Here is an 18458-nt window from a genome sequence, read left to right as displayed (position 1 = left end):
GGGACACCCTTCCGGTCAGGCGGAGGCCGGCGCGTAGATGCCCTCCACCACGTCCGAGTAGTCCTTCAGGACCTGGGCCCGCTTGATCTTGAGCGACGGCGTCAGGTGCCCCGTCGTCTCGGTGAAGTCGGTCGTCACGATCCGGAACTCCTTGATGGCTTCTGCCCGGGAGACGGTCGAGTTGGCCTGGTCCACGAGTCCCTGGAACTCCGCCAGGACCTGCGGGTGTTCGGCGGCCTGCGCCGTCGTGGTGCCGGCCGGCAGCTGGTGCCGCTCCAGCCAGCCGGGGAGGGCCTCCTCGTCGATGGTGATGAGGGCGGAGATGAAGGGTCGTCCGTCCCCGACGACGACGCACTGGGAGACGAGCGCGTTGGCGCGGATCGCGTCCTCGAGCAGCGCCGGGATCACGTTCTTGCCGCTGGCCGTCACGATGATCTCCTTCTTGCGGCCCGTGATGCGCAGGAAGCCGTCCTCGTCGAGCTCGCCGATGTCGCCGGTGCGGAACCAGCCGTCGGCGAAGGCCTCGGCGGTCAGGTCCGGACGGTTGTAGTAGCCCTTCATGACGCAGACGCCCTTGGCGAGGATCTCGCCGTCGTCCGCGATCTTCACGGCGTTGCCCGGGAGGGGCGCGCCCACGGTCCCGATCTTGATGCGCTTCGGCGTGTTCACGGTGATCGGCGCGGTGGTCTCCGTCAGACCGTACCCCTCGAGCACCATGAGCCCGATGCCGTGGAAGAAATGCCCGAGGCGGTCACCGAGGGGGGCGCCGCCGGACACCGCGTGCTGGACGCGGCCGCCCATGGCGGTGCGGATCTTGCCGTACAGCAGCCGGTCGAAGACAGCGTGTTTGACCTTGAGGCCCAGCGGGATCTTCCCGGCCTGCTCGGCCTTCGACCACGCGATGGCCACGTCGGCGCCCGCGTGGAAGATCTTGCCCTTGCCGCCGTCCTCGGCCTTCAGCATCGAGTTGTTGTAGACCTTCTCGAAGACCCGCGGCACGGCCAGGATGAACGTGGGCCGGTAGCTCTGCAGGTCGGGGAGCAGGTTCTTGACGTCGGGAGTGTGCGCCACCGTGGCACCGGCTGCCACGCACAGCACCGAGATGAACCGTGCGAAGACGTGCGCGAGGGGCAGGAACATGATGGTCTGAGCGCCCTCGCGGGCCACCTCCGGGAGGGCGGCGGCCGCGTTCTCGGACAGCTCGACGAAGTTCCCGTGCGTCAGCTCGCAGCCCTTGGGCTTACCCGTGGTGCCCGAGGTGTAGATGATCGTGGCGACGTCGTCGAGCCCGGCGTATGCCCGGCGGTCCGACAGCGACTGCTCGTCCGTGCCCACCCCGGCCGTACGCAGCCTGTCCAGCCCGTCGCCGTCGAACTGCCAGACGTGCTGCAGGGTCTCGATGCCTTCCAGCGCGACGGCGTCACGGACGACGGCCTCATGGCGGGCCGACTCGACGAACGCCCCGACCGCACCGGAGTCGCTGAGGATCCACGCGACCTGTGCGGGGGAGGAGGTCTCGTAGACGGGTACGGACACCGCGCCGGCGAACCAGATCGCGAAGTCGGCCAGCGACCACTCGTACCGTGTCCTGGCCATGATGGCCACGCGGTCCCCGGGCTGCACGTCGGAGGCGATCAGCCCCCGCGCGATGTCCTCGACCTGGCGGCGGAAATCGGTGGCGGAGATGTTCTCCCACTCGCCGCTCCCGCCCTTGACGGCGAACAGGGCAGGATTGGACGGCTTGGTCGCCTGCCGGACCACGAGGTCCGTGGTGTTCGTCCGGCGGGGGACGTCGACGAGGACGGGGACGCTGATGTCGCGCACGATAGCTCCTTCGGTATCACCCCACGGCGGGGTCGTTCAACCCTATCGAATCACCTGCCGAAAACGCTCTCCAGTACTGTACGAGTCGATAATGGGTGCGCGTGCGTGCGGCCCTGACGAGGAGGACCGCATGTCGATCGTTCCCGAGCCGGGCGTCCCCCGCTCCCGGCGGCTGCGCACCGAAGGGGGTCTCGCCTGGCGGGGCAAGGGGCCGATGACTGCCCGCCCCGCCCGCACCGCCCTCCCCAATCCGGCGCGGCGCGGACTGTCGGTCGGCGTGGACATCGGTGGCACGAAGGTCGCGGCCGGGGTGGTGGACGTCCACGGCAGGATCCTCGCCGAGGCGCGCAGGGCCACGCCGGGTCAGGACCCACGGGCCGTGGAGGCGGTCATCACGGACCTCGTCCGGGAACTGTCGGGGGACTTCCGCATCCGTTCGATCGGCATCGGGGCAGCAGGGTGGATGGACCTGTCGAACAGCACGGTGCTGTTCAGCCCGCACCTGGCGTGGCGCAACGAACCGCTGCGGCGCAACCTGGAGGAACTGCTGCGCCGGCGGGTGACGGTGGTGAACGACGCCGATGCCGCCGCGTGGGCGGAATGGCGGTTCGGCGCAGGGCGCGGAGAATCCCGTCTCGTCTGCGTGACCCTCGGGACCGGCATCGGCGGGGCCATGATCATGGGCGGGCGCGTGGAGCGCGGCCGTTACGGCGTCGCCGGGGAGTTCGGCCACCAGATCGTCGTCCCCCAGGGACAGCGCTGCGAGTGCGGCAACCGGGGGTGCTGGGAACAGTACGCCTCGGGCAACGCGCTCGGACGCGAGGCGCGGGAGCTGGCCGCAGCCCATTCCCCGGTGGCGCAGACGATCATCGACGCCGCGGCGGGCGACGGCGGCGCCATCACCGGGGCCCTCATCACCCGGCTCGCCATGGAGGGGGACCCTACCTCGCGCGAGCTCGTCGACGACGTCGGCCAGTGGCTCGGACTCGGGCTGGCCAACCTGGCGGCGGCGCTCGACCCCGGCACGTTCGTCATCGGCGGCGGGCTGAGTGCCGCGGGCGACCTCCTGCTGGAGCCGGCCCGGCGCGCGTTCGGGAGGAACCTGACGGGCCGGGGCTTCCGGCCCGCGGCGCGGATCGAGCGGGCCGCCCTGGGGCCGGCCGCGGGGCTCATCGGGGCCGCGGACCTGTCACGGCTCCTCTCCCGCAGCGGCACCTGAGAGCACCCGTACCCGAGCGCACCCGTACCCGAGCGCACCCGTACCCGAGCGCACCCGCACCCGAGCGCACCCGTACCCGAGCGCGGCGGCACCCGGGATGAGAGGCAGCCCGCGTCAGACCTCGGCGCCGTCGTCCCCGATGTCCCGCTGCTTGGGCAACTTGGTGACGAGGTAGCCGGCGCCCGCGAGGAACAGCGCGAGCAGGCCGAGCGTCGCAACCATGGGCGCCGTCCGCCAGAACATGGCGAAGAGGAGCAGCATGATCGGTCCGCCCGCTGCACCGATCCAGGCGAGGACCGTCAGCGGGTCGCCCGATCCGAGCGGCGGCGGTTCCTCCGGCGTGAACCCCTCGTCCTCGTCCGGTTCCTCGGGTGCGGCGTAGTCCCGGGGACCGCGCGACGTGAACGGCTGGTTGCGGAAGATGGCCTCCGCCCGCTCCCGGTCCGTGGTCGCCGGTCCGTCCGGCGTCTCACCGCCGGCTCCGGTGACGTCGTGCATGCCGTCGCCGCGCCCCCGGGCGGGGTCCGGCCCCCGGCCGTCGGGATCCTCCGGGCGGGGAGCGGGCACGCCGTCGATCGGGGCACGGCGCGGCGTGGCGGGGGAGTCGGGATCGGTCGACGTCCCTTCCAGCCGCGCCACGAGGTCCTGCCAGACGGCGTCATCCGTGGATTCGTTCGGTTCCTGACCTCGGGGGCCCATACGTTGCTACCTGCCGTCGCGTGCTGCGGCCAGGGTTCGGAGGATCTCCGCCCGGCATCTTCGGACATCAGTGGGCGTGCTCGTTCAATCGTGGACACAGCACGCCGCTACGTCAACCGATACCCAGCGTGTCGGGAGCCCGCAAGGAGGGCGCGGGGCGTCGTCCGTCGCGCCGGAACCTTAGAGTAGGCTTCCACAAGAAAAAGCGGGCGGCAGTGCCGAGTGCCGCACCGTCCATGCAGGGAGGCTGGCAGCGTGTTCTATTGGGTGATGAAGCGGATCGTCGTCGGTCCGATCCTCAACCTCCTCTTCCGGCCCTGGGTGAAGGGGCTGGACAACATCCCGGCAACGGGCCCGGCCGTGATCGTCAGCAACCACCTGTCCTTCTCCGACTCCATCTTCCTGCCGATCGTCGTTCCCCGGACCGTCGTGTTCCTCGCGAAGTCGGAGTACTTCACGGGGAAGGGGCTCAAGGGCCGCCTCACCGCCCTGTTCTTCCGCCTGTCCAACCAGTTGCCCATGGACCGGTCGGGCGGGGCGGCGTCGTCGTCCTCCCTCAGCGCAGGGATGGACATCCTGAACGACGGCGGCGTCCTGGGCATCTATCCCGAGGGGACCCGCAGCCCCGACGGCCGTCTGTACCGCGGCAAGACCGGTGTGGCGAAGCTCGTCCTCGCCACCGGCGTGCCGGTGATCCCGGTGGCGATGATCGGGACGGACAAGGTGCAGCCCATCGGCCGCCGCATCCCCAACATCCGCCGTGTCGGGATCATCATCGGCGAGCCCCTGGACTTCACCCGCTACGAGGGCCTCGAGGACGACCGCTTCGTCCAGCGGTCCGTCACCGACGAGATCATGTACGAACTGATGCGCCTGTCCGGGCAGGAGTACGTCGACACCTACGCCAGCACGGTCAAGGAGCGCCTCGCCGCGGAGAAGGCCGCCGGCCGGAAGACCCCCAGGCCCGGCGCCGACACGCGGAGGGCCGCCGTGAGGATCTCGACCGACACCGCGCCCGCCCCCGGTGCCGTCACGGAGATCGGTCGCGCTCCCGCCGACGGGCAACGCACGGCCGGGGAGCAGCGCACGGCCGGCGAGGACCGGGAGGCCCCGGGCGCCGGCACGACGGGCTCCGCGTAGCGTCCGCACGCGTGAGCGCTGTGTGACACGGCGCCGGGCTGCCGTGACGGCCCGAATCGGGACGCGTTCGCCCAGCCAGTAGAATTCGGGGGTGACCGATTCACTAGCTCCCGCCCTCCCGCGTACCGCGGTACCCGCTTCGTCCACCACCGCCGGCCTGGATGCCTGGCGTTCCATGGCCGCGGTGCAGCAGCCCTCGTGGCAGGACCCCGCAGCCTATTCGGCGTCGGTCAGGGAACTCTCGAGCCTCCCGCCCCTCGTCTTCGCCGGCGAGGTGGACGTGCTGCGCGAGCGGCTCGCCGCGGCCGCCCAGGGCAAGGCGTTCCTGCTGCAGGGCGGGGACTGCGCGGAGACGTTCGACGGCGCGACGGCGGACAGGATCAGCGCCCGTGTCCGCACGATCCTCCAGATGGCCGTCGTCCTGACCTACGGTGCCTCGCTGCCCGTCATCAAGATGGGCCGCATGGCCGGCCAGTTCGCCAAGCCCCGGTCCTCCAACGACGAGACGCGCGACGGTGTCACCCTGCCTGCCTACCGGGGTGACATGGTCAACGGCTACGACTTCACCCCGGAGAGCCGTGGGCACGACGCCTCACGGATGGTGAAGGCCTACCACACGTCTGCCTCGACGCTGAACCTGATCCGCGCCTTCACGCAGGGCGGGTTCGCCGATCTCCGGCTGGTCCATCACTGGAACAAGGGGTTCATGGAGAACCCGGCGCACTCCCGCTACGAATCGCTCGCCCGGGAGATCGACCGCGCCGTGCGGTTCATGGACGCCTGCGGCGCGGACTTCGAGGCCCTGAAGCGCGTCGAGTTCTTCGCCAGCCACGAGGCCCTGCTCCTCGACTACGAGCGCGCGCTGACCCGGATCGACTCCCGCACGTCCCTCCCGTACGACACCTCCGCCCACTTCCTCTGGATCGGGGAGCGGACCCGCGACATCGACGGCGCACACGTGGACTTCCTGTCCCGCGTGCGGAACCCGATCGGCGTGAAGCTCGGCCCGTCGACGTCGGCGGACGACGCCCTCGCGCTCATCGACAAGCTCGATCCCGACCGCGAACCGGGCAGACTCACCTTCATCACGCGCATGGGCGCGCGGAACATCCGCGAGAAGCTCCCGAAGCTCGTGGAACGCGTCACGGCGTCGGGCGCGCAGGTCCTCTGGGTGACCGATCCGATGCACGGCAACACGGTGACCTCGCCCAACGGCTACAAGACCCGCAACTTCGACGACGTCATCGACGAGGTGCGCGGGTTCTTCGAGGTGCACAACGCGCAGGGGACGTTCCCGGGCGGCCTGCACGTCGAGATGACCGGTGACGACGTCGCCGAATGCCTGGGCGGCGCCGACCCGATCGACCAGGAGGCCTTCCTGGAGCGGTACGAGTCCGTGTGCGACCCCCGCCTGAACCACATGCAGTCGCTCGAGATGGCGTTCCTCGTCGCCGGAGCGCTGTCCAGGAGCTGACCGGCCGGCGGCGGACGCCGCCCCGCAGGGGTCCCGGAGGCGGTCACCGCGGTGGCCGCCTCCGGCGTCCGCGGGCCCGGCCGGTAGGCGTCAGGTGACCGTGATGCGGATGAGGGTCCCCTCCGGCTGCTCCCCGGCGGGGCTCTGCCCGGCGACGAGTCCGAGGACGGCGCTGCCGAAGGTGTAGTCGACCTGCACCTCGAAGCCGGCCGCCTCCAGGACCTCCACGGCACGCTGTTCCGGGAGCGAGAAGACGCTCGGGACCTGCACGAGGCGCGGCCCGCGGGACAGCGTGAGCGCAACCTCGCTTCCGCGCTGGACATCGGTGCCCGACGGGTTCTGCCCCACCACGGCGCCGGCAGGCACGGTACGGCTGTACTCGCGGGTACCGCCCACGACCGGCACGAGGCCCGCCCCCTCGAGCGTGTCCACGGCGTCCCGCTCGGGGAGCCCGACGACATCGGGCACGGCCACCGGTGCCGGGCCGAGGGACACCACGAGATCCACGCCGGAACCGCGGCGACGCTCGGTGCCCTGCCCGGGGTCCTGCCGCAGGACCTCCCCGGCGGGGATGCTCTCGCTGTATTCTTCGCCCACCGCCCCCATGACGAGTCCTGCGGCTCCCAGCTCCGCGGCGGCCTCGGCCTGCGTCCGGCCGCCCAGGTCCGGGACCGCGAGCAGCTCCGGCCCCCGGGAGACGAGGAGGTCGACGCGTTCGAAGCGCCGGACCTCGGTGTTCGCGGCGGGATCCGTGCCGATCACCAGGCCGGCGAGGACCTCCTCGTCGAAGGCCTCCTCCGTGGACACCGCGCCGAGTCCCTGCTCCTCCAGCACGGCACGCGCCTCGGCGAGGGGGAGGTTCGCGACGTCGGGGAGGGAGACCATGCCCGCAGGCCCCGCCCCGAACACCCAGCCCAGCCCCGCGACCACACCGGCGAGGACGACCAGCAGGACGACGAGCAGCCGCACGGAGCGACGCCCGGAGGCCCCGTGCAGCGTCCTCTGCGGGCGCTGCGCCTCCCGCGCCTGCTGCCGCTTCGACAGCGGGCGGACCGTGCTGCCCGATCGCGGCTGATCCGGGGTGGGGTCCGGGGCCCCCGCCGGCGGGATGCCGGGCATCGCCCCGATCACGCGGGTCGCGTTGCGCTCGCTGCTGATGACGCCGGTGCTGTCGTCCCGGCGCGTCGAGGCCGGGAGGACCTCCGTCCGGCCGGACGTCCCGCCCGGACCACCGGCGGCGGTCGGGCGCTGTCGGGGCAGCGCCTCGGTGCGGGCGCCGTCGAGTCGCGGGACGACGGCGGCCGTGAGACGGTCCTGCCCCGCGAGGACACCGGGTGCGTCGTCGGGCGCGAAATCCAGTTCCTCGCCGGTGAGCGTCTCGCGGATGTGCCGGAGCTCGCCGAGCAGGGCGGTCCCGTCCACCGGGCGGTCCTCGGGATCCCTGGACGTGCACCACAGCACCAGCTCGTCGATGTCCGGGGCCAGGCCGGGAAGGAGTCCGGACGGAGCGGGCACGTCCGCCTGCGCGTGCTGGAGGGCGACCTGGATGGGTGTCGCACCCGTGAAGGGCTGCCGGCCCGTGAGGAGTTCGAAGAGCATGACGCCCGTCGAGTAGATGTCGCTCTGCGCTTCGGCGGGCCGCCCGAGGACGAGCTCCGGGGAGAGGTAGGCGACGGTACCCACGAGGCTCGCGGTCCCCGAGGACGCCGAGACGGCACGGGCGAGCCCGAAGTCGGCGATCTTCACCTGGCCGGTGTCGGAGAGGAGGACGTTCTCCGGCTTCACGTCGCGGTGGATCAGGCCCGCATCATGGGCGGCTGCCAGCCCCTCCACGACCCCGTCCAGCAGGTCGAGCGCAGCACGGGGTGTGAGCCGGCCGTGCTCGCGCAGGACGTCGCGCAGGGTCCTGCCCCGGATGAACTCCATGACGAGGTAGGCGACGGGCTGGCCGTTCACGTCGTCCACGCCCTGGTCGAGGACACCGACGACGTGCGGGTGGGACAGCCGGGCCGCGGATTTCGCCTCCTGCTCGAAGCGATCGATGAAGCCGGGCTCCTCGGCCAGATGGGGGTACAGGACCTTCAGGGCCACACCGCGGTCCAGCCGTCGGTCGGTGGCGAGGTAGACGGTGGACATGCCGCCGCGGGCCAACCGCGAATGGACGACGTAGCGCCCGTCGACGGTCGCTCCTTCGAGGGGGTCCTTCCGTTGCTGGTGCACCCTTCGATAGTAAACGGGCGCAGGGGAAAGGGGATGGGACCACACGCGGCCCCACCCCCTCACCGGCACGGGAGCCGGTCCCCGCGCTACCGGAAGTTCTTCTGGTGCGCCTTGATGGAAGCGACGTACTGCTTCGTGTCGGCGAACATGCCGCGGGTCTGGACCGAGTACTGGCCCTGGTAGTAGGAGGCGATGGCGATGTCGAGCGACGGGCTGGTGCGGACGAGCGAGCGGATGATCGCGACGCCGGCCGTGGCGTTGTCGTACGGATCCAGGAGGTTGAGCTTGCGACCCACGAGGTCGCTCGCCCACCGTCCGGACGAAGGGATGACCTGCATGGTGCCGATGGCGTTCGCCGGCGAGACCGCGCGCTGGTTGAAGCTCGATTCCTGGAAGGCGAACGCGAGCGCGAGGCTCGGATCGACGCCCATGGAGCGGGCGGTGTCGGCGACGATCTGCCGCATCTCGGCCGGCGATGGCGCGGGCATCGAGTTGAGCAGCGCCTTGTTCGCGTTCGCGTCGGCGACCACCCGGTCCGGGTACTGGTAGCCGAGGAAGGTCGACGGTACGAGGTCGGTCGGTGCGGGAGCCGGGGCGGGGGCCGGCGTGGCACCCCCTGTCGGGATGGTGAGCTTCTGTCCCGGGTAGATCACCGTGGTGAGGCTCATCCGGTTGGCTGCGAGCAGGCTGGAGAGGCCCACTCCGTGGCGGGAGGCGATGGCGCCGAGCGTGTCACCGGGCTTCACGGTGTAGGAGCCGGAGGGGGCGGGCGCCGGAGCCGGGGCCTTCGGGGGCGTGGCCTGCGGGGTGACGGTGCCGGTGAGCTTCAGCTTCTGGCCGGGGAAGATGATGGAGGACCTCGAGAGGCCGTTGGCCGTGAGCAGCGCGTCCAGGCCGATGCCGTTGCGGGAGGCGATGGCGCCGAGGGTGTCGCCCGACTTCACCACGTAGCTGCCGCCAGCCGGTGCGGGTGCGGGCGTGACCTTCACGGGAGCGGGGGCCGGGGCGGGCGCGGCAGTCTTGCTGCCGACGACGAGCTTCTGGCCCGGGTAGATGACGGAGGTCACCGAGAGCCGGTTGGCCGTGAGGACGCTCTGCAGGCTCACGCCCTGGCGGGCGGCGATGGCGCCGAGGGTGTCGCCGGGCTTGACGACGTACGTGGAGCCGGCGGCCGGGGCGGGCTGCGCGGGAGCGGGTTTCACGGCGGGCGTGGCGCCTCCGGCCAGCTTGATCCGCTGCCCGGGGTAGATGGTGGTGCGCGCGGTCATGCCGTTGCGCGTCAGGACGGCGTCGGTGGAGAGTCCATGGCGGGAGGCGATCGCACCGATGGTGTCGCCGGGCTTGACGGTGTAGTCGGTGGGCACCCTCTGCACGGGGACGGCGATCTTCTGCGCGGGGATCTGCGCGGCGACGAGGGCGGCGGGTACGACGGCCCGCGAGGGAAGGGCCGGCGCTGTCGCTGCCAGGTGCCGGGTGACCGGAGCCTGCGTGGCGGGGGCCGCCGTCGCCGGCTGGGCGAGTGCGACGGAGGAGAGAATCACCGCGGGCAGGGCGGCGGTGGTCACGGCGACGTTCAGGCCGCGTCGGCCGGCGCCGTCGGCCTTCCTGCGGGGTCCGGTCAGCGGTGCGTTCGATCGCTGGGCAGTCATGTTTCGTTCCTCGTCTGTTGGCGGCTGAGTCCGCGCGGACGCATGCGCCCCGGGGTGACTCTTCCTGTCCGGGGCGCATGCACGTGCTGGCGATGCGTATGCGTCAAGTGTTGATAATGTGACTTGTGTGACTCAAGTGAATCTACACGATGAGATCGCTAGCACAAGAGCGTGGAAATGCAGGGAATCGTCAAGATCGGCGTGTCCCGTCGACCGCTTCTTGAGGAGTCCTTGCCGAAGGGCGGCCGGGTGGAGTTGGCTGTCCGGTCATGGCACGCTTGGACGGTGACTGAACTCGAACAGCTCGTTCCGGCCTGGCTCAATCTCCCCGAGGTGGCCGAGGCGCTCGACCTGCCCATCACCCGCGTGCACTCGCTCGTCAGCGAGCGGTCGCTCGTCAGCGTGCGGATCGGAGAGCGCAACGTCCGCAGTGTGCCGGCCGACTTCCTCGTCGACGGGAGCGTCCTCGACAGCCTGAAGGGCACCGTCGTGGTCCTGTCCGACAGCGGCTACGGCGACGAGGACATCATCCGCTGGCTGTACACGGAGGACGAGTCACTGCCGGGCAGGCCCATCGACGCCCTGCGGGAGGGCCGGAAGACCGAGATCCGCCGCCGCGCGCAGGCCGCTGCCTGGTAGACCCGCCCGGTCGGTCCAGGGCTCCGGCACCCGGGCCGGGCCGTCAGGCGGTCCGTGTGACAGCGGCCTCCGCGAGCAGGCGCAGCGCCCGCAGCGAGACGGGGTCCACCGCGAGGTCGTCGAGCGCGGCGAACGCCTCCTCGGATCTCTGCCGGATGAGCTCCTCGGTGTGCGCGAGTGCGCCGCTGCCCACGATCAGCGCCCGCAGGGCATCCACCGCGTCGGCATCGAGTGAGGTGTCGCCCAGCATCGCGTTGATCCGCGCACCGTCGGCCCCCGTGCTGGATCCGAGGGCACGCGCGATCAGGAACGTGCGCTTCCCCTCGCGGAGGTCGTCCCCGGCGGGCTTGCCCGTCACCGACGGGTCGCCGAAGACGCCGAGGACGTCGTCGCGCAGCTGGAACGCCTCGCCCAGGGGGAGCGAGAACGCCGAGTAGGCGGCGAGAAGATCCTCGTCCGCACCGGCGAGGGCCCCGCCCAGCATGAGCGGGCGCTCCATCGAGTACTTCGCGGACTTGAAGCGCAGGATGTTCAGGGCCCGCTCCTCGGCCACCGCGGGGGTCTGATCCGGGCCGACGGCCTCCTCCAGCAGGTCCAGGTACTGGCCGGCCATCACCTCGGTCCTCATGCGGTTGAAGATCGTGCGTGCAGCCGGTCCGGTGCCGCCGGCGGCGTCGGAGCAGGCGGTGGTGAACAGCTCCTCGCTGAAGGCGAGGCAGAGGTCGCCCGCCAGGATGGCCGCGGAGACGCCGAACCTCTCCGCGTCGAGGTGCCAGCCCGCATCCGCATGCCGGGCGGTGAACTGCCGATGGACGCTGGGACGCCCGCGCCGCGTGTCGGACCGGTCGATGATGTCGTCGTGGATCAGCGCCGCTGCCTGGAAGAACTCCAGGGCCGTGCCGGCCGTCACCGGAGCCCATGCCAGCGGCGATCCGCCGGCAGCCCGCCATCCCCAGTAGCACAGCAGCGCCCGCATCCTCTTCCCCCCGCTCGTCAGGGTCGCGATGCTGGAGATCAGGGGGAGGGCCTCGTCGGCGATGGACGCGAGCACGGTGCGCTGCTCGGCGAGGAAGTCCTCGATGGTCCGGGTGAGGGATGATCTGAACCGTTCCTGCTCCGCGGTGATGGCGTCGGGAGCGGGGCCGCCCTGGTCGGGGATGGCAGGTGCGGACAGCATGTTTCTCCCGTAAGGCTCGTCGTGCGGTGGTGTCCCCACTCTAACGGGCGGTCCGGCCTGTCCTCCCGGGAGTCCGGGCGATCGACGGCGGCAGGTGCGCCCCGGCATGCGTGGCCGGTGCGTGTCGGTGCCGGTGCGTACGATGAGGACGTGCCAAAGGACGCGGGGCAGGACCCTGTCGAGTATGCGGAGTGCCACATCCTCCACATCGACATGGATGCCTTCTATGTCTCGGTGGAACTGCTCGACCACCCGCACCTGCGTGGCGTGCCGGTGGTCGTCGGCTCGCCCTCCGGTCGGTCGGTGGTGCTGTCCGCCTCCTACGAGGCCCGCCGGTTCGGCGTGCGGTCGGCGATGCCGATGTCGGTCGCCATGCGCCGGTGTCCTGCCGCGGTCATCCTCCCCCCGCACCACCAGCGCTATGCCGAGGTCTCCCGGCAGGTCATGGGGATCTTCCGCTCGGTCACACCGGAGGTCGAGCAGCTGAGCGTCGACGAGGCCTTCCTCGACGTCGCCGGTTCCCTCCGGCGGCTCGGGAGCCCGCGGGGGATCGGGGAGCAGGTCCGCGCGGAGATCCACTCGACGCTGGGCATCACGGCAAGCGTGGGAGCCGCGACCACGAAGTTCGTGGCGAAGATCGCCTCCACCAGGGCGAAGCCGGACGGCCTCCTGCTCATCCCCGGGGACCAGACGGTCCCCTACCTCCACACCCTTCCCGTCTCGGCACTGTGGGGCGTGGGCGCGAAGACGCAGGACGTCCTCGCGCGGATCGGCATCCGCACGGTGGAGGACGTCGCCCACACCCCCGTCACCACCCTGCGCAGGCTGCTCGGTGCCTCCGGGGAGCAGGTGCACCATCTGGCCTGGGGTCGCGACCCCCGGCGCGTCGTCGTATCCCGGCCCGAGAAGAGCATCGGCGCGGAGGAGACCTTCTCACGCGACGTCGAGGACTCAGACGTCCTGCGGCGGGAGCTGCTGAGGCTCGCGCACCGCACGGCGACGAGGCTGCGGGCCTCCGGCCATCGTGCCGGGGGCGTGGCGCTCAAGGTCCGGTACGCGGACTTCTCGACCCTCACGCGCTCCAAGAAACTCGACGAACCCGTGGACAGCGCGAACGCGCTCTACCGGGCGGCCACCGCACTGCTCGCCGGCCTCGGCGACAGGCCGATGCCGGTCCGGCTGATCGGGCTCCGGGCCGAGTCCCTCGAAACCGGCGGAGACGGTTCGACCCAGCTGACGATCGACCGGCAGGACGACAACTGGCGGCTCGCGGAACGGGCCCTCGACGACGTGAACCGGAAGTTCGGGGAGGCGGGTGTCGTGCCTGCGGGTCTCCTCGGCCGGGCACGGCCTCCGGCATCCCCCGGCGGGCCGGGCACCGGACGCCGGCCCGAGCGGCCAGGGCCTCCGGCAGCCCCGCAGCCGGGACCGGACCGTGACGACCGCGGTCCGCGCCCCTGAGCCCCGCGGCGCCCACCTATCATCCGGAAGAGGTGGCTACCAACACCGCATTGTGACTTTCCGGGCCACCGGTAGCACACTAGTCTTTAACTCGGTAGTCCAACTACCGGTCGTGACGCATATCCACCACTCGGAACCTGCGCTCCCGAACCCCTTCATCGGGAACCGGGGCAGCGTCAGGAGCGTTGGGTGGATGGAGGAACGTTGGTACCCATATCAAGGAGGCGGTCATGGCACTCTCGGAACACGAGCAGAGGTTGCTTGATCAGCTCGAACAGCAGTTGCACGCCGACGATCCCAAGTTCGCCCATTCCATGGCCTCGGACACCCGCAAGTCGATGTCGACCCGGCGGCTGGTCATCGGCTCGCTCATCACGATCGCCGGCATCCTCGTCCTTCTGGCGGGCATCGTGTACCAGAACATCTTCGTGGGCGTCGCGGGCTTCCTGATCATGGGAGGCGGCGTGTACTTCGCCACGACGAAGTCCCGGCAGGTCGACACCGACCAGCCCGTCGGAAAGCCGTCCAAGACACCCACCGGAGGGAAGAGCGGCTTCATGTCGAGCCTCGAGGACAAATGGGACGAACGGAAGCGCGACCAGAGCTGACGACCAGGAACGCTCCCGCGAGAAGGACCCGCCACGGCGGGTCCTTCTCCTTTTAACGCGCCCTCCCTTCCACCCCACGGCGGTGCACGCGATGGGGTGCCGCCGCGTGTGGCGCCGGCCGCGACACGCGGGAGGAAAAAGGGTCGCGGCTCGCCCCGCCTACGTTGACCGGGGAGAGTTGTGGAGTAAAGTGGGGAATATAAGAGCAAGTCGGCACCACGGTGGGCTTGGCGGACTCAGAACAGGCGGTCAGGGATGTTCCTCGGAACTCATACCCCGCGCCTGGACGAGAAAGGCAGGCTCATCCTCCCTGCGAAGTTCCGGGAGGAACTGAGCGAGGGACTGGTCCTCACCAGGGGCCAGGAGCGGTGCATCTACGTCTTCAGCATGCGTGAGTTCGAAAGGGTTCACGAGCAGATGCGTGCGGCCCCCATCTCGTCACGCCAGGCGAGGGACTACAACCGCATCTTCCTGTCGGGCGCCTCGGACGAGGTTCCCGACAAGCAGGGCAGGATCACCATCCCGCCCGCACTGAGGACGTACGCGGGGCTCGACCGGGACCTCGCGGTCATCGGGGCGGGCAGCCGCGCGGAGATCTGGGCGATGGATGCCTGGGACTCCTACCTGATGGAGAAGGAGACGGCGTTCTCCGAGACGGACGAGGACGCCTTCCCGGGCATCATCTGAACAGCATCAACCGAACGACAGCACGGCCAGCACAGCACGACGGCGCAGGTGGGAACGTCCCTTGGATGAGATCTCCAGCCGCCGGATTCGGTACGCCACCTGGCTCCACTTCCCCGGAGCCAGGCGACGACCCTCCGGCCGGATGGGGATCTGATCCAAGAAGGCCGGACTCCCTCCGTGCCTGCAGTGACACCCGAGACGAGCACGAACTGCAGCAGGGGGACAACGCATGACGGGTGACCGGCCGACGGGGGAGCGTCACGTCCCCGTCCTCCGAGACCGCTGCGTCTCCCTCATCGCACCGTCCGTCGCCGCCGCCGAAGCCGCAGGACGCCGGCCCGTCGTCGTCGACGCCACGCTCGGCATGGGGGGCCACTCCGAGACCATGCTCCAGCGCTTCCCCGGTGCGCACCTCGTCGGGATCGATCGCGACACCGAGGCCCTCGGCCTCGCCGGCGCGCGGCTCGCGCCCTATGCCGACCGCACCGACCTCGTCCACGCCGTGTACGACGAACTGCCCGAGGTCCTCGACGATCTCGGGATCGACGGCGTGGACGGTGTCCTCTTCGACCTCGGCGTCTCCTCCCTGCAGCTCGACGAGCGCGAGCGCGGGTTCGCCTACTCCTACGACGCGCCGCTCGACATGCGCATGGACACGAGCCGCGGCATCACGGCAGCAGAGGTGGTCAACACCTACACGGCCGACGAACTCCTCCGCATCATCCGCGCCTGGGGCGAGGAGAAGTTCGCGGGCAGGATCGCGTCGGCGATCGTGCGCGCCAGGGACAGCGATCCCTTCCGGACCACGTCACAGCTCGTGGAGGTCATCCGCGGCGTCGTACCCGCCGCGGCGGCCCGCACCGGAGGCCACCCCGCCAAGCGGACGTTCCAGGCGCTGCGGATCGAGGTCAACGAGGAACTCACCGTCCTCGAGCGGGCCGTCCCGGCCGCCATCGACTCCCTCCTGGTCGGCGGGCGCGTCGTCGCGATGTCCTACCACTCCCTGGAGGACCGCATCGTGAAGAGCGCCTTCACCGCGGGAACGAAGTCCTCCGCCCCCGTCGGATTCCCCGTGGAACTCGAGGAGCACAAGCCCTACCTCCGATCGCTGACCCGCGGCACCGAGGCGCCGACCCCGGGGGAGATCGAGGAGAACCCGCGCGCGGCATCCGCCAAGCTGCGGGCCGTTGAACGAATCAAAGCCGGACCCGTCGACAGGAAAACCAAATGAGCCAGGCACTGACAGTGGAGAAGCGACACGGCGCTGCGGCCTTCTCCGGGAGCGGCGCTCTCGCGCTGGCCCCGGGGCGGCCGATGCGGCCGATGCGGCCGTCCGTCGAGCGCACGGCCCCGAGGCCGCGGACGCCGCTGTCCGTCGTGCCCGCGCGCCCCGCGCGCCGCAAGGTGCCCTTCGCCGTCTTCACTCTCCTCGTGCTCGCCGCCGCGCTGGCCGCGGTGCTCATGCTCAACATCTCCGTCTCCGGCACCCAGTACGAACTCGTGCAGCTCCGGAACCAGCAGACGGCCCTGAGCCAGCAGAACGAGGCGCTCGTGCTCGACATCGAAGCCAGGGAGGCGCCCCAGAACCTGGCCGCGGCCGCCACGAAACTCGGGATGGTGTCCTCCCCGACCTTCGGGACCATTGAGCTAGATTCGAAGAAGGTGACGGGCACGCCGGAACCGGCGACGAAGGGCCCCAAGCCCGAGGTCCTCATCGCCGCGCCGGACCTCGGCACGCCCGCAGCCGCGGACGAGCTCGTGACGGACGGTGCGGAGTCGGGGACGATCCCCGGTCCCGAGCAGCTCGGCCAGTAGCGGGCGCGGCTCCAGCACCTGCTTCGCACCCGACATACTGATCGACAAGGATTCTCCGTGACCCCTGCGCGCCCCGGCAGCCCCGACAGCCTCCGCCTGGCTCTGGGCTCCGCCCGGCTCCGTGTGGGGCTCGCGTTCGTCCTCGTCCTGCTGATGGTCCTCGGGGTGCGCCTCTTCCAGCTGCAGGCCCTCGACCTCAACGGCATGGCCCAGGCGGGCCTGTCCAAGCGGCTGACGACCACCGCCGTGCAGCCCGTCCGGGGCTCCATCGTGGACATAAACGGCAAGTACTTCGCGCGGAGCGTCGAGCGGTACGACCTCGTGGTCGACCAGCGGCTGAGCGACGTCGAGGACTTCCGGCGCTTCGACGAGGACTCGGAGGAATGGGAGGTCATCCCCATGGACCAGGCGCTCTCCGAGCTCTCCGCCGTCATCGGCGTCGACGTCGAGACGCTGAGGGGCGCGGTCCTCGGCGACAAGAGCTTCAACTACATCCTCAAATCGGTCACCCCCGACACCAAGAACAAGGCCCTCGCCGTCAAGATCCCGGGCGTCTACGCCGACGAGACCAGCGTGAGGACCTACCCGGCCGGCGCCGTCGGCGGCTCGATGATCGGCTTCGTGTCCGACGACGGAGCGCCGCAGGAAGGCCTCGAGTACTCGCTCAACGACGCGCTCGAGGGGACCGCGGGCAGCAGGACGTTCGAGATCGGCGGGGACGGCATCCGCATCCCCTACGCCACGAACGAGGACGTACCGGCGGTCGACGGCCAGGACGTGCGGCTCACGATCGACCAGGACCTGCAGTGGTTCGCGCAGCAGACCATCGCCTCGCAGGTGAAGGAGTACGACGCGGAGTGGGGCAACATCGTCGTCGTCGAGACGGAGACCGGCGCCATCCGCGCGATGGCGGAGTCCACGACACCCGACCCCAACGACCCGACCGCGACGCCCGCCGAGCAGCGCCGCCCCAACTCGGTGAGCGCCTCCTTCGAACCCGGGTCCACCACCAAGGTCATCACGATGGCCGGGGCGATCGAGCAGGGTCTCATCGAGCCGACCTCCCGCTTCACCCTCGACAACCGCTACACCGTGGACGACCAGACGTTCAAGGACGCGTGGGAGCACGGCGAGGAGAAGCGCACCGCCGCAGGCATCCTGGCCAAGTCGATGAACACCGGGACCGTGCAGGTGGGCCAGAAGCTGACCCGGCAGGAGCGGTACGACTGGCTGAAGAAGTTCGGCATCGGAGAACCCCTCGGGACCGGGCTCAACGAGGAGAACCAGGGCTTGCTGACGACGCCCGACAAGTGGGACGACCGCCAGCAGTACACCGTCCTGTTCGGCCAGGGCCTGACGCAGACCGCCCTGCACACCGCCATGGTGTACCAGACGATCGCCAACGACGGCGTGCGCCTGCCGCCGCGGCTGATCGACGCGTACATCGACCCCGACGGCACGGAGCACGACGTCCCCCAGGCCGAGGGCACGACGGTGGTGTCCCCGGAGACCGCCGGCGAGGTGCGGAAGATGCTCGAGACGGTGACCGAGGAGGGGTCCGGCAAGTCCGGGGCGCTCGATCAGTACCGCGTGGGGTCGAAGACCGGCACGGCCGAGGCCCCCAGTCCCACGGGTGGCTACGACGGATACACTCTCTCCTATGCCGGGATCGCGCCCATCGAGGACCCCAAGTACGTCGTCGTCGTGACGCTCCAGCGACCGCAGGGCGACCTGTACTACCTGATCCCCGGGCTGTCCTTCCAGAAGGTCATGAAGCAGGTCCTCAATTCCAACAACGTCCCGGCCTCGACGACGAAGCCGGACATCTACCCGGTCAAGTACTGAC

Annotated in this window: 15 protein-coding genes; 10 read left to right on the top strand and 5 right to left on the bottom strand. The window is 70.5% G+C overall.

Annotation, left to right across the window (positions count from 1 at the left end):
- Window positions 1-15 precede the first annotated feature (15 nt).
- Window positions 16-1824, bottom strand: a complete 1809-nt coding sequence (locus ACX80P_RS03995) for an AMP-dependent synthetase/ligase (RefSeq protein WP_459276729.1) — start codon at window positions 1822-1824, stop codon at window positions 16-18.
- A gap of 214 nt (window positions 1825-2038) precedes the next feature.
- On the opposite strand from ACX80P_RS03995, the gene ACX80P_RS03990 reads away from it, so the two are divergent.
- The gene (locus tag ACX80P_RS03990) at window positions 2039-3043 is read left to right on the top strand and encodes an ROK family glucokinase (protein WP_459276797.1); all 1005 of its coding nucleotides are present in this window, start codon (window positions 2039-2041) and stop codon (window positions 3041-3043) included.
- A 114-nt stretch (window positions 3044-3157) separates the two neighbouring features.
- On the opposite strand, the gene ACX80P_RS03985 is transcribed toward ACX80P_RS03990, so the two are convergent.
- Window positions 3158-3742, bottom strand: a complete 585-nt coding sequence (locus ACX80P_RS03985) for a hypothetical protein (protein ID WP_459276728.1) — start codon at window positions 3740-3742, stop codon at window positions 3158-3160.
- A 255-nt stretch (window positions 3743-3997) separates the two neighbouring features.
- Between ACX80P_RS03985 and ACX80P_RS03980 the strand changes: the two genes are divergently transcribed.
- Together ACX80P_RS03980 and ACX80P_RS03975 are read left to right on the top strand one after the other, a co-directional pair.
- Window positions 3998-4882, top strand: coding sequence for a lysophospholipid acyltransferase family protein (locus ACX80P_RS03980; RefSeq protein ID WP_459276727.1), 885 nt, complete (start codon window positions 3998-4000; stop codon window positions 4880-4882).
- A 91-nt stretch (window positions 4883-4973) separates the two neighbouring features.
- Entirely contained in the window at window positions 4974-6356 is a 1383-nt protein-coding gene (locus ACX80P_RS03975) for a class II 3-deoxy-7-phosphoheptulonate synthase (protein ID WP_459276726.1), read from the top strand.
- Between the two features lie 90 nt (window positions 6357-6446).
- Here the strand turns inward: ACX80P_RS03975 and pknB are convergent, their stop codons facing one another.
- Together pknB and ACX80P_RS03965 are read right to left on the bottom strand one after the other, a co-directional pair.
- Window positions 6447-8576, bottom strand: coding sequence for a Stk1 family PASTA domain-containing Ser/Thr kinase (pknB, locus tag ACX80P_RS03970; protein ID WP_459276725.1), 2130 nt, complete (start codon window positions 8574-8576; stop codon window positions 6447-6449).
- Between the two features lie 86 nt (window positions 8577-8662).
- Window positions 8663-10225 carry a LysM peptidoglycan-binding domain-containing protein gene (locus ACX80P_RS03965; RefSeq protein ID WP_459276724.1) on the bottom strand — a complete coding sequence of 521 codons (1563 nt, stop codon included), beginning with the start codon at window positions 10223-10225 and terminating at the stop codon, window positions 8663-8665.
- Between the two features lie 285 nt (window positions 10226-10510).
- Between ACX80P_RS03965 and ACX80P_RS03960 the strand changes: the two genes are divergently transcribed.
- Window positions 10511-10864 carry an Rv2175c family DNA-binding protein gene (locus ACX80P_RS03960; protein ID WP_459276723.1) on the top strand — a complete coding sequence of 118 codons (354 nt, stop codon included), beginning with the start codon at window positions 10511-10513 and terminating at the stop codon, window positions 10862-10864.
- Window positions 10865-10907: 43 nt separating this feature from the next.
- Here ACX80P_RS03960 and ACX80P_RS03955 read toward each other — a convergent pair whose 3' ends face one another.
- On the bottom strand, window positions 10908-12041 hold the full coding sequence (locus tag ACX80P_RS03955; protein ID WP_459276722.1) for a polyprenyl synthetase family protein: 1134 nt from the start codon (window positions 12039-12041) through the stop codon (window positions 10908-10910).
- A 213-nt stretch (window positions 12042-12254) separates the two neighbouring features.
- On the opposite strand from ACX80P_RS03955, the gene dinB reads away from it, so the two are divergent.
- The 6 genes from dinB (at window position 12255) to ACX80P_RS03925 (ending at window position 18457) form a co-directional block, all read left to right on the top strand.
- Complete coding sequence (dinB, locus tag ACX80P_RS03950) at window positions 12255-13502, top strand: DNA polymerase IV (RefSeq protein WP_459276796.1); 1248 nt, start codon at window positions 12255-12257, stop codon at window positions 13500-13502.
- Window positions 13503-13732: 230 nt separating this feature from the next.
- The gene (locus ACX80P_RS03945) at window positions 13733-14110 is read left to right on the top strand and encodes an SCO2097 family morphological protein (protein WP_459276721.1); all 378 of its coding nucleotides are present in this window, start codon (window positions 13733-13735) and stop codon (window positions 14108-14110) included.
- Between the two features lie 255 nt (window positions 14111-14365).
- The gene (mraZ, locus tag ACX80P_RS03940) at window positions 14366-14797 is read left to right on the top strand and encodes a division/cell wall cluster transcriptional repressor MraZ (RefSeq protein WP_459276720.1); all 432 of its coding nucleotides are present in this window, start codon (window positions 14366-14368) and stop codon (window positions 14795-14797) included.
- Between the two features lie 229 nt (window positions 14798-15026).
- The gene (gene rsmH / locus ACX80P_RS03935) at window positions 15027-16028 is read left to right on the top strand and encodes a 16S rRNA (cytosine(1402)-N(4))-methyltransferase RsmH (protein WP_459276719.1); all 1002 of its coding nucleotides are present in this window, start codon (window positions 15027-15029) and stop codon (window positions 16026-16028) included.
- On the top strand, window positions 16025-16612 hold the full coding sequence (gene ftsL, locus ACX80P_RS03930; protein ID WP_459276717.1) for a cell division protein FtsL: 588 nt from the start codon (window positions 16025-16027) through the stop codon (window positions 16610-16612). Before rsmH ends, ftsL begins: the two co-directional genes overlap by 4 nt.
- Before the next feature lie 57 nt (window positions 16613-16669).
- A complete protein-coding gene (locus tag ACX80P_RS03925; RefSeq protein WP_459276716.1) occupies window positions 16670-18457 on the top strand; it encodes a peptidoglycan D,D-transpeptidase FtsI family protein in 1788 nt (595 codons plus the stop codon).
- Window position 18458 lies beyond the last annotated feature (1 nt).

The organism is Arthrobacter arabinosi (genome assembly GCF_054511115.1).
Note: the sequence above shows the minus strand (reverse complement) of the source record. Positions and strands in the feature narration are given on the sequence as shown.